A 10,903-nucleotide genomic window follows, 5' to 3' on the forward strand; every position below is an offset into this window, starting at 1 on the left:
CGATGAACTGCCTGACCGAAGCCATCGGCCTGGCGCTGCCGGGCAATGGCACCATCGTGGCCACGCACGCCTGGCGCCGCGGCCTGTTCGAACAGGCCGGCCGCCTGGTCGTCGATCTCTGCCGCCGCTACTACCAGGAAGACGACGCGTCGGTCCTGCCGCGCAGCATCGCCACCAAGAGCGCGTTCCAGAACGCGATGGCGCTGGACGTGGCCATGGGCGGTTCCACCAACACCGTGCTGCACTTGCTGGCCGCGGCGCAGGAAGCCGGCGTGGACTTCACCATGGCCGACATCGACCGTATTTCGCGCAAGGTGCCGTGCCTGTGCAAGGCGGCGCCCGCCACCGACAAATACCACATCGAAGACGTGCATCGCGCCGGCGGCATCCTGGGCATCCTGGGCGAGCTGGCGCGCGCCGACCTGCTGGACCTCTCCTGCGGCAACGTGCACAGCGGCACGCTGGGCGACGCCATCCGCAAGTGGGACGTGGGCGGCGGCGCGGGCGAAGACGCGCAGAAGTTCTACCGGGCGGCGCCTGGCGGTATTCCCACCACGGTGGCCTTCAGCCAGGACGCGACCTTCCTGACGCTGGATACCGATCGCAAGACGGGCTGCATCCGCAGCAAGGAAAACGCCTACTCGAAGGACGGCGGCCTGGCCGTGCTGTACGGCAACCTGGCGGAAAAGGGCTGCATCGTGAAGACGGCCGGCGTGGACGAATCGCAATGGGTCTTCACCGGCCGCGCGCGCGTCTTCGAAAGCCAGGACGCCGCGGTGGAAGGCATCCTGGGCGACCAGATCGTTCCGGGCGACGTGGTGGTGATCCGCTACGAAGGCCCCAAGGGCGGTCCGGGCATGCAGGAAATGCTGTATCCCACGTCCTACCTGAAGTCCAAGGGCTTGGGCAAGAGCTGCGCGCTGTTCACCGATGGCCGCTTCTCGGGCGGTTCGTCGGGCCTGGTGATCGGCCACGCCTCGCCGGAAGCGGCGGAAGGCGGCACGATCGGCCTGGTGGAAGAGGGCGACGTGATCGAGATCGACATTCCGAACCGCAAGATCCATCTTGCCGTTTCCGACGAGGAACTGGCGCGCCGCCGCGCCGCCATGGATGCGCGCGCCGACGGCTGGGAACCCGTGGGCCGCGAACGCGTGGTGTCGCAGGCATTGCAGGCTTATGCGGCGCTGGCGACTTCGGCGGACCGCGGGGCCGTGCGGGATTTGTCGCAGTTGAAGCAGAAGCGTTGATCGCTTTCTTTTGAAGAGCGGCGTCCCGTTGGGGCGCCGTTTTTTTTTCGGGGAAAATTCTTCGTAGGCCGCCCGTTGGGGCGGGCAGCCGGCGGCTCGGATCGCCGCGCGGGCCAGAATTATTTGCACGGGGAAAGCTTGCCGCGCGCGCCATCCATCCGGCGGCGGGGTTAAAGTGGCGATAACGTCGGCGCGCAGCGGCATCACGGCGACGCAAGACTCGGCGTAAGCCCCAAAAGGCCGCCCGCGCGGCCGGCCTGGGGCGGGCACCGCAAGCTCTTCCGCTCCCCCCGGTCACCGCCGCGCCGGGCGCCTGAAGACCTCAAACCAGCCCCCCGACGGACACGCTATAAGGAGCCAGCCCCATGTCCCTGAACTCTGATGCATTGCGGCTGTTCCTGGGCGTCGTGGATGCGGGATCCCTTAGCGCGGCCGCGGAAGTGCTGGGCCACACCGCTTCCGGCGTCAGCCGGGGATTGTCGCGGCTGGAAGAAGACCTGGGCGTTACGTTGTTGAACCGGACCACGCGCCGCATGGAACTGACCGAAGAGGGCAAGCATTTTCTCCCCAAGGCGCGGCAGATCGTGGCGTCGCTGGAAGAGGCGGAAGAGTGCATGCGCAAGGTGCATCAGCGGCCCGCGGGGCGCTTGCGGGTGGATGCGTCGGTGCCGGTGATGCTGCATTGCGTGGTGCCCCATGTGGGGGATTTCCGCCGCGAATACCCGGGGATTTCGCTCGAACTCACCAGCAACGACCGCATCGTGGATCTGATGGAGCACCGCACCGACGTGGCGCTGCGCATGGGGCCGCTTACCGACTCTTCGCTGCACGCGCGCGCGCTGCGGCCGTCCCCGAGATGGGTGATGGCCAGTCCGGACTACATCGCCCGGCGCGGCGCGCCGGAAACCGTGGCGGATCTGGCCTCGCACGAGGTGCTGGGCTTCACCCAGCCCGAAAGCCTGAATGTGTGGCCCTTGCGTCATGCGGGAGCGTCGAGCTACCTGGCCGTGCCCACGCTGGCGACCTCCAGCGGCGAAACGCAGCGGCAGCTGGCGCTGCGCGGGGTGGGCATCGCCTGCCTGTCCGATTTCGTGGTGCGCGAGGACATCAAGGCCGGCAGGCTGGTGAAGCTGATGGAGTCCGAGCACACGGACTACCTGCAGCCCATGCACGCCGTATATCACCGCAACACGCAGCTGTCGCGGCGGATCGCGTGTTTCCTGGATTTCTTCGCGGCGCGCATGTGATTCCCGCGCGCGCGGGCCGCGCGCAGGCGTGGCCCGCGGTCCCGCTCAGGCGTGCAAGGCGCGGCCGAAGGCCGACAGCACCGATTCGTGCAGGGTTTCCGACAGCGTCGGATGCGCGAACACGGTATGCATCAGGTCTTCCTCGGTGGCTTCGAGCGAAGCCGCCACGCCGTAGCCGGTGATCAGTTCCGACGCTTCCGGATGGATGATGTGCGCGCCCAGCAGTTCGCCGCTCTTGGCGTCGAACACGGTCTTCACCAGACCCTGATCCTCGCCCATCGCGATCGCCTTGCCGTTGCCGGCAAACGAGAACTTGCCGACGCGGATCTCGCTGCCCGTCTGTTTGGCATGCTCGCGCGCGCGCGCCTCCGTCATGCCGATGCTGGCCACCTGCGGATAGGAATAGGTGCAGGCAGGGATGCGCAGCGGGTCGATGGGATGCGCCGGCTTGCCGGCGATCGCCTCCACGCACAGCACGGCCTCGTGGCTGGCCTTGTGGGCGAGCCAGGGAGCGCCGGCCACGTCGCCGATCGCGTAGACGCCGGGCTCGTCCGTCCGGCACAGGCCGTCGGTGACGATGTGGGTTTTCTCCACTTTGACGCGGGTGCGTTCCAGGCCGAGGTTTTCCACGTTGCCCACGATGCCGGCGGCGACGATGACGCGCTCGATTTCCAGCTCGCTCTGCTTGCCCTGCTGCGCCAGCACCACCTTCACTCCCGAGGCGGTCGGGGACGAGGCCTTGACCGCGCACTGCGTCAGCACACGGATGCCTTGCTTCTCGAAGGCCTTGCGCGCCAGCTGCGAGATTTCGGCGTCTTCCTGAGGCAGGATCTCGGCCGTCATGTCGATCAGCGTGACTTCGGCGCCCACCGCGCGGTAGAAGCTGGCGAATTCCGCGCCGATGGCGCCCGCGCCCACCACCAGCAGCGATTTCGGGATCCCGGCGGGAACCAGGGCCTGGCGATAGGCCCAGATGCGTTCGCCCACCGGCAGCGCCGGCAATTCGCGCGCGCGCGCGCCGGTGGCCAGGACGATGTGCGGAGCCGACAGCGTGGCGCCGCTATCCAGCGCCAGCTTGCCAGCGCCCGCCAGCCTGGCGCTGGCGGCGAACACCGTCACGCCATTTTTCTTCATCAGGTGGGCCACGCCCTGGCCCAGGCGGCCCGCCACCTTGCGCGAGCGCGCCACCATGGCGGCCAGGTCGGGACGGGCTTCGCCCGCGCCCGCGACGCCGTATTGCGCGGCTTCGCGGCACGCGCGCAGCACGGTGGCGCTGTGCAGCAGGGCCTTGGTGGGGATGCAGCCCCAGTTCAGGCAGATGCCGCCCAGTTCGGCGCGTTCCACCAGCGCTACCGACATGCCCAGCTGGGCGCCGCGGATGGCGGCCACGTAGCCGCCGGGCCCGCCGCCCACCACGATGAGGTCAAACGTCGTCTTCGTCATGGCGGGGCTCACAGCAGGATGCGCACGGGATTTTCGATCAACTGGCGGAATGCGGCCAGCCAGCGCGCGCCGACGGCGCCGTCCACCACGCGGTGGTCGGCCGACAGGGTCACCGTCATGACGGAAGCCGCGACGAGCGCGCCGTCCGCGTCCACGACGGGGCGGCGCTCGGCCGCGCCCACCGCCAGGATGGCGGCCTGCGGGGGATTGATGATGGCGGCGAACTGTCCGATGCCGTACATGCCCAGGTTGCTCACCGTCAGCGATCCGCCGGTGAATTCCTCGGGCTTGAGGCGATTGATCTTGGCGCGTCCGGCCAGCTCGACGATTTCGCCGGCGATGGCCGACAGCGGCTTTATGTCGGCGTCCCGCACGATGGGCGTGACCAGTCCGCCGTCGGTCGCCACCGCCACGGAGATGTCGGCGCCGGCGTGGTATTCGACGGCGTCATCGTGCCAGCTGGCGTTGACCTCGGGCACTTCGCGCAGGGCCAGCGCGGCGGCGCGCACGATGAAGTCATTGACCGACAGCTTCACGGCGCCGCCCTGGTTGGCCTGGGCGCGCAATGCGAGCAGGGCGTCCATCCGGCAGTCCACCGTCAGGTAGAAGTGCGGCACGTTCTGCTTGCTTTCGGTCAGGCGGCGGGCGATGGCGCGGCGCATGCCCGTATGCGGCACGCGGCGCGCGGCCGGGCGGGCGGCCAGGGGCGCGGCCGCGGCGGTCGGCGCGCGGTCCCGCGCCGCTTCCACGTCGCGGCGGACGATGCGGCCGTGCGGGCCGGTGCCGGTCACGCCCAGCAGGTCCACATGCCACTGCGCGGCCAGGCGGCGGGCCAGCGGGCTGGCGAACAGGCGGCCGCCGGGGATGGGGGCGTTCGGGGCGGCAGCGGGCGCCTGCGGCCCGGGACCGGCCGCGGCGGGCGCGGGGGCCGTGCTGGCGGACGCTGCCGCGGGCTCGGCAGGGGCGGCCGGGGCGTGCGCGGCCGCGCCGCTTTCCGCCAGGGCGCGATCGATCGCCGAGGCGTCTTCGCCTTGCGCCAGCAGCACGCCGATCACGGTGTTCACCGGCACCGATGCGGCGCCGGCCTGCACCACGATGCGGCCCAGCACGCCGGCCTGCTCCGCGTTGATTTCGACGATGGCCTTCTCGGTTTCGATTTCCGCCAGCGCGTCGCCCACGGCGACGGTGTCGCCTTCTTTCTTGAGCCACTGATGCAGCGTGCCGCCCGAGGTGTCGGCCGCGACGGATGGGAGTTTGATAAGGTGTGCCACGTTGTTCGTCCTATTGTTCGGCGCCGGCCAGGTCGGGCCGGTAGGAGGCGGGGTCGTCGTATTCGACCAGTTCCAGCACGTTCCCCTCGGGGTCGCGGAAGAATGCCAGCCAGGTGCCGGGCCGCACTTCCATCGGGGCCGGCTTGCTGTCGAACGCCACGCCCTTGGCCTCCAGGTCGCGCACCAGGCCGGGCAGGTCGCGAACGATGAAGGTGAGGTAGGTCGCGCCCTGGCGGTCGAGGATGGCGGCGCCGCGCGCGGCGGCTTCGGGCGCCACCGCGGGCTGGAGCAGCTTGATGCGCTCGCCATAGGGCGTCTGCAGGCGGGCGACGTCATACCCGTGCCGCGTCAGGCCGGTGGCCTGCGCCTTGTCGGCAGGGACGTTCACGCGGTTGACGAGCTTCAGGCCGATCACGTCGATGTAGAAGGCCAGCAGCGCGTCCAGGTCGGCGCAGCAGATGCCGACCTCCATCGGCACCGTCATTCGCAGGGGGGCATTCATGCTCTCTCCCCCAGGTCGGCCAGCACGTCTTCCAGCCCGGCCACGACTTCCTCGGTGTCCGCGAACGCGGCGCGCTCCAGCACCTTGGAAATGCTGGGCGAAGCCTCGCCGCCGGTCACGCGCTTGACGGGCTGGTCCAGCCAGTCGAAGTAGCGGCGCTGGATTTCGTCGGCCAGCATCGCGCCGTAGGACGTGCCGCGCGCGCCTTGTTCCACGATCAGCACGTTGTTGGTCTTCCGGATGCTGGCGCCGATGGTGTCCCAGTCCAGGCTGGCGCGGTCCAGGGTGCGCAGATCGATGACTTCCGCGTCCACGCCGGCCTCTTCCGCGGCCTTCAGCGCGCGGCTGACCATGGAGAGGTAGGTCAGGATGGTGACCTTGCCGCCCTCGCGGCGCACGCGGGCCTTGCCGAACGGGATGGCATAGTCCAGGTCGTCCGCGGGCACTTCGCCCGAGGAGGCGTACAGGTCCACGTGCTCGATCACCAGCACCGGGTCCTTGGAGGCCAGGGCGGTGTTCATCAGCCCGACGTATTCATAGGGCGTGGACGGCGCGACGATGCGCCAGCCCGGCGCCGTGGCGAAGATGCCGGCCGGATCCATCGAGTGCTGAGAGCCGTAGCCCGTGCCCATCGCGACCTTGGTGCGCAGCACGAAGGGCACGTCGATGTCGCCGCCGAACATGTGGCGGGCCTTGCCGATCTGGTTGAAGATCTGGTCGGCCGCGACCCACATGAAGTCGGGGTACATGAATTCCACCACCGGCTTGTAGCGGCCGTCCATGGCCAGGCCGCCGCCCAGGCCGGCGAAGGCGTTCTCGGAAATGGGGGTGCCCAGCACGCGGTCGGGGTACTTGTCCTTCAGGCCGCGCGTGGCGCCGTTGGTGCCGCCCTTCAGGCGGTGCACGTCCTCGCCCAGCACGACCACGCCGCCGTCGGTTTCCATGCGGCGGTCCAGCACGTCGGCCACGGCGTCGACGAACTTGCGCTCGACCGACTGGCCGGCGTAGTCGGCGGCTTCCTGGTAGCGCAGGCCGGCCAGCTCCGAGCCGTCGCTGCGCAGGCCCACGTCCCGGAAGTCGGGACTGGGCCACAGGTCGGCGCGCACGCGGCGCTTGCCGCCGTCGGCGGTTTCCGTCAGGCGGCCGGACACCTCCTTCATCACTTCCTTGCAGCGCTGGCGCAGCGCGTCAACCTCGGCCTGGGCGATCAGCCCGCGGCCGATCATTTCGGCGGCGATCCGGTCCAGCGGATCGCGGCGGCGCCATTGCGCCTCCTCGTCCTTGCTGCGGTAGCCGAAGGCGCTGCCGGGGAAGGGACCGTTCTGGTGGAAGAAGCGGTACACGTCCACTTCGACGATGGTGGGACCCTTGCCCGCGCGCATGTGGGCCACGGCCTCGGACATGGCCAGGTAGACCGCCAGCGGATCCATGCCGTCAACCTGCCAGGACGGAATGTTGAAGGCCTGGCCGCGCGCGGAGAGGCGCGGCTCGGCGGTCGATTCCTCCACCGTGGTCGAGACGGCGTAGCGATTGTTCTCGATGAAGAAGCACAGCGGCGTCTTCCAGGCCGCGGTGAGGTTCATGGTTTCCAGCACGGAGCCGATGTTCACCGCGCCGTCGCCGAAATAGGTCACGGCCACGCGGTCGGTGCCCGCATGCTTGTGGGCCCAGCCGGCGCCGGCCGCCAGCGGCACGCCGCCGCCCACGATGGCGTTGGTGCCCAGCGCGCCGGCTTCGAGCCAGCGCAGGTGCATGCTGCCGCCGCGGCCGCGGCAATAGCCCTGGGCCAGGCCCATGATCTCGGCCAGCGTTTTCTGCAGCACCTCGTCGATGGCGGGCGTGAGCGGATTGCGCGGGTCCAGGCCCAGCGGGGCGACGTGCTGCAGCGCCTTGGCCAGGAACTGATGGTGGCCGCGGTGCGAGCCGTTGATCTGGTCGCCGGCGCCCAGCGCCAGCACGGAGCCGACCGCGCCGCCTTCCTGGCCCACGGACGAGTGCGCGGGGCCATGCACCAGGCCTTCCGCGGCCAGGTCCAGCACGGCCTCTTCGAAGGCGCGGATCCAATGCAGCTGGGTCAGCATGGTGCCCAGCAGGGCGGGATCCGCCTGTTGCCAGTCCTTGGCTTCGACCGTCAGTTGCCGCCAGGGCGCTTGGGAGCCAAGCGGTTGGTAGGTGGCCATGAATGAATCTCCAGAATGTGGGTAAGCGTCTTGCGGTTAGAGGTAGCTGTAGCGGCTCCAGCCGCCGTCGGCCACCAAGGTGTGTCCGGTGATGTAGGCGGCCTGGCGCGTAGCCAGGAACACCGCCAGGTCGGCCATCTCGGCCGGCTGCGCCAGGCGCCGCAGCGGCGTGCGCTGCTTGAGGCGTTCGGGGTCCAGGCGGCCGCGCGCGGCCAGATCGCGCACCAGGTCCGTTTCCACGTAGCCCGGCGCCAGCGCGTTCACGCGCACGCCCGAGGGCCCCCATTCCACGGCGAGCGTCTCGGTCAGCAGCACGACCGCGCCCTTGGTGGCGCAATAGGCGGCGCGGTCGGGCGCGGCCACCACGCCATACATGGAGGCCAGGTTGATGATGGCTCCCGAACCGGCGGGCACCATGCGGCGGCCGGCGGCCTGGGCGCAAAGGAACACGCCGGTCAGGTTGATGTCCACGGCGCGGCGCCATTCGTCCACGCTGACTTCCAGCGTCGGCTTGTTGGCGGATACCCCGGCGTTGTTGACCAGCACGTCGATGCGGCCATAGGCCTGCTCGACCTGGGCGAAGGCGCGTTCGACGGCATCGGCGTCGGTGACGGAAGCCTGGCAGGCCAGGGCCTCGGCGCCTTGCGCCGCCAGTCCGGCGACGGCCTCGTCCAGCGCGGCGGCGTCCATGTCCAGCAGCGCGACGCGCGCGCCCTGGCGCGCGAACGCCTGCGCCGTGGCCAGGCCGATGCCCTTGGCGCCGCCGGTGATCACGACGGCCTGGCCGCGCAGCTCGGAATGGAGGGGTTCGTTGGTGTTGTCCACGATATGTGCCTGTAATGAGAGGGGCGCCGGCGGTCAGACCGCCAGCCATTCCTGGACGACGTCCTGGCGCTCATGCAGCTGCGCGGGCGGTCCTTCGAAAACGATGCGGCCATGGCCCATCACGCTCACGCGGGTGGAAACCTTGAGCGCGATGGTCAGCTTCTGCTCCACCAGCAGGACGGAAACGCCGCGCTTGTGGATGTCGCGGATCACGTCGGCGATCACTTCCACGATCTTCGGCGCCAGGCCTTCGGTGGGTTCGTCGATCAGCATGACCTTGGGGTTGCCGAGCAGCGAGCGGCACATGGTCAGCATCTGCTGTTCGCCGCCGGACAGATTGCCCGCCTTGGTGCCGCGGCGCTCCTTCAGGCGCGGGAAGTAATCGAACATCTGGTCCACCGACCAGAAGGGCGCGTCGCCGCGCTTGGGCTGTTCGCCCATGCGCAGGTTCTCGTCCACGGTCAGGTTGGCGAATACCTCGCGTTCCTCGGGCACGAAGCCCAATCCGGCGCGAGCGATCTCGAAGGGACGCTTGTTGGTGATGTCGCGGCCTTCGATGGAGATGCTGCCGCCGGTCACGTCCACCAGCCCCATGATGCTCTTCATGGTGGTGGAGCGGCCCGCGCCGTTGCGTCCGAGCAGGCTCACGACTTCGCCGCGGCCGATCGACAGGTCGATGCCGTGCAGGATGTGGCTCTTGCCGTAGTGGGCATGCACGCCCCGCAGGCTCAACAGGGGAGCCGTTCCGTTCGTCGGGGTGCTCATACCATTTCCTCTCCCAGGTAGGCTTCGCGCACGCGGGCGTCGCCGCGGATGTCGGCCGGCGTGCCGGTGGCCAGGATCTCGCCGTAGACCAGTACGCTGATGCGATCCGCCAGCGAGAACACCACTTGCATGTCGTGCTCCACGATCAGCAGGGTGCAGTCGCGCGTGACGTCCTTGATCAGCTCGACGGTGTAGTCGACTTCGTGCTGGGACATGCCCGCCATGGGCTCGTCCAGCAGGATGACCTTGGGACGCGAGGCCAGCGTCATGCCGATCTCCAGCGAACGCTGTTCGGAATAGTTCAGGTCTCCGGCCGCCGTGTTCTGCTTTTCCGTCAGCCGCACCTTCTCCAGCAGGCGGTCCACGTCTTCGTTCACGGCGCGATTGCGCGCGATCGGCCGCCAGAAGTTGTAGACCAGGCCGTGCATGCGCAGGACCGCCAGACGCAGGTTCTCGCGCACCGACAGACGCGGGAACACGTTGGTGATCTGGAACGAGCGGGCCAGGCCCAGGCGGTTGATGCGCTCAGGGGCCAGGCCGCCGATCGGGCGCGACCGCAGGCTGATGTCGCCCGAGGTCGGCGCGAACGAGCCCGACATCAGATGGAACAGGGTGGACTTGCCCGCGCCGTTGGGACCGATGACGGCGTGGCGCTCGCCCGCCTCCACCTTCAGGTTCACGCCGCGGATGATCTGCGCTTCGCCGAAAGACTTGCGCACGTCGGTCAGGGTCAGGATGTCGTGGCTCATTTCGCGGCCTCCAGCTTGGGTGCGGCTTCGGCGTCGTCGCGCCACAGGGCCAGCGCCCAGCGGCAGGCCGCGAGGCCCACGGCGAACAGCGCCAACGGAATCAGCCAGGTGGACGCCGCCAGGGGCGCCCAGTCTTGTCCGAACAGCGGGATGGCAGGCCAGCCCGCGTCGGGGTTCATCGCCAGCAGGGAACGGTAGTCGCGGGCGAACATGCGCTGCAGCATTTCCACCGTGAAGACCGTGGCGCAGGTCAGCAGCAGGCCGGCCGCGACCGACACCGCCGCGCGCGGCAGCCAGCGGCCCAGGCCCAGCTCGCGCAGCGACTTGGCGGCGCGCTGCACCAGGCCGACCAGGCCGTCCGGCACGAACAGCATCACGAGCACGAAGAGAATCCCCTGGTACAGCAGCCACGATCGCGTGATGTCGGCCAGCGTCTGCGACAGGAAAGTCAGGATGGAAGCGCCCAGCACGGGCCCCAGGAACGCGTTGACGCCGCCGATGTAGGCGAACAGCACCGCGTCGGTGGACAGCTTGACCTCGAACAGTACGTAGTTGCCGGCCTCGATGTTCAAGGCCTGCAGGCCGCCCGCGATGCCGGCGAACATGGCCGACAGCGCGAACACCATGGTCTTGAGCGTGTGCGGGCGGTAGCCCAGGTAGCGCAGGCGGTGGGC

General features: G+C 69.3%; 10 protein-coding genes. 2 read left to right on the plus strand and 8 right to left on the minus strand.

Going from position 1 to position 10,903, the window contains the following annotated elements; all coding sequences use genetic code 11:
* The coding region (ilvD, locus tag ACN6PJ_RS30050) for a dihydroxy-acid dehydratase (protein WP_427999322.1) at nucleotides 1–1,247 on the plus strand (1,247 nt) is incomplete at its 5' end.
* A 365-nt stretch (nucleotides 1,248–1,612) separates the two neighbouring features.
* Nucleotides 1,613–2,494, plus strand: a complete 882-nt coding sequence (locus tag ACN6PJ_RS30055) for a LysR substrate-binding domain-containing protein (RefSeq protein WP_427999323.1) — start codon at nucleotides 1,613–1,615, stop codon at nucleotides 2,492–2,494.
* 45 nt (nucleotides 2,495–2,539) lie between these two features.
* On the opposite strand, the gene lpdA is transcribed toward ACN6PJ_RS30055, so the two are convergent.
* The 8 genes from lpdA to ACN6PJ_RS30095 all read right to left on the minus strand — a co-directional run.
* Nucleotides 2,540–3,937: a dihydrolipoyl dehydrogenase gene (gene lpdA / locus ACN6PJ_RS30060; RefSeq protein ID WP_427999324.1), complete on the minus strand. Its 1,398-nt coding sequence runs from the start codon at nucleotides 3,935–3,937 to the stop codon at nucleotides 2,540–2,542.
* An 8-nt stretch (nucleotides 3,938–3,945) separates the two neighbouring features.
* Nucleotides 3,946–5,208, minus strand: coding sequence for a pyruvate dehydrogenase complex dihydrolipoamide acetyltransferase (locus ACN6PJ_RS30065; RefSeq protein WP_427999325.1), 1,263 nt, complete (start codon nucleotides 5,206–5,208; stop codon nucleotides 3,946–3,948).
* Between the two features lie 10 nt (nucleotides 5,209–5,218).
* Entirely contained in the window at nucleotides 5,219–5,710 is a 492-nt protein-coding gene (locus ACN6PJ_RS30070) for a VOC family protein (RefSeq protein ID WP_427999326.1), read from the minus strand.
* A complete protein-coding gene (locus tag ACN6PJ_RS30075; protein WP_427999327.1) occupies nucleotides 5,707–7,890 on the minus strand; it encodes an alpha-ketoacid dehydrogenase subunit alpha/beta in 2,184 nt (727 codons plus the stop codon). The genes ACN6PJ_RS30070 and ACN6PJ_RS30075 overlap by 4 nt, the downstream gene beginning before the upstream one ends.
* A 36-nt stretch (nucleotides 7,891–7,926) precedes the next feature.
* On the minus strand, nucleotides 7,927–8,715 hold the full coding sequence (locus ACN6PJ_RS30080) for an SDR family NAD(P)-dependent oxidoreductase (protein WP_427999328.1): 789 nt from the start codon (nucleotides 8,713–8,715) through the stop codon (nucleotides 7,927–7,929).
* 33 nt (nucleotides 8,716–8,748) lie between these two features.
* Nucleotides 8,749–9,480, minus strand: coding sequence for an ABC transporter ATP-binding protein (locus ACN6PJ_RS30085; RefSeq protein WP_427999329.1), 732 nt, complete (start codon nucleotides 9,478–9,480; stop codon nucleotides 8,749–8,751).
* Nucleotides 9,477–10,229 carry an ABC transporter ATP-binding protein gene (locus ACN6PJ_RS30090; protein WP_427999330.1) on the minus strand — a complete coding sequence of 251 codons (753 nt, stop codon included), beginning with the start codon at nucleotides 10,227–10,229 and terminating at the stop codon, nucleotides 9,477–9,479. The genes ACN6PJ_RS30085 and ACN6PJ_RS30090 overlap by 4 nt, the downstream gene beginning before the upstream one ends.
* Nucleotides 10,226–10,903 (minus strand): ABC transporter permease subunit (locus tag ACN6PJ_RS30095; protein WP_427999331.1); only part of this gene is annotated, 678 nt, incomplete at its 5' end. The genes ACN6PJ_RS30090 and ACN6PJ_RS30095, both read right to left, overlap by 4 nt.

Origin of the sequence: Achromobacter sp. (genome assembly GCF_050285585.1) — a bacterium.
GTDB lineage: Bacteria > Pseudomonadota > Gammaproteobacteria > Burkholderiales > Burkholderiaceae_B > Achromobacter.

Excerpts from the sequence above, each read along its gene's own strand:
- ACN6PJ_RS30090 (WP_427999330.1), bottom strand. The coding sequence starts at position 10,229 with ATGAGCCACGACATCCTGACCCTGACCGACGTGCGCAAGTCTTTCGGC.
- ACN6PJ_RS30070 (WP_427999326.1), bottom strand. The coding sequence starts at position 5,710 with ATGAATGCCCCCCTGCGAATGACGGTGCCGATGGAGGTCGGCATCTGC.
- lpdA (WP_427999324.1), bottom strand. The coding sequence starts at position 3,937 with ATGACGAAGACGACGTTTGACCTCATCGTGGTGGGCGGCGGGCCCGGC.
- ACN6PJ_RS30055 (WP_427999323.1), top strand. The coding sequence starts at position 1,613 with ATGTCCCTGAACTCTGATGCATTGCGGCTGTTCCTGGGCGTCGTGGAT.
- ACN6PJ_RS30085 (WP_427999329.1), bottom strand. The coding sequence starts at position 9,480 with ATGAGCACCCCGACGAACGGAACGGCTCCCCTGTTGAGCCTGCGGGGC.
- ACN6PJ_RS30075 (WP_427999327.1), bottom strand. The coding sequence starts at position 7,890 with ATGGCCACCTACCAACCGCTTGGCTCCCAAGCGCCCTGGCGGCAACTG.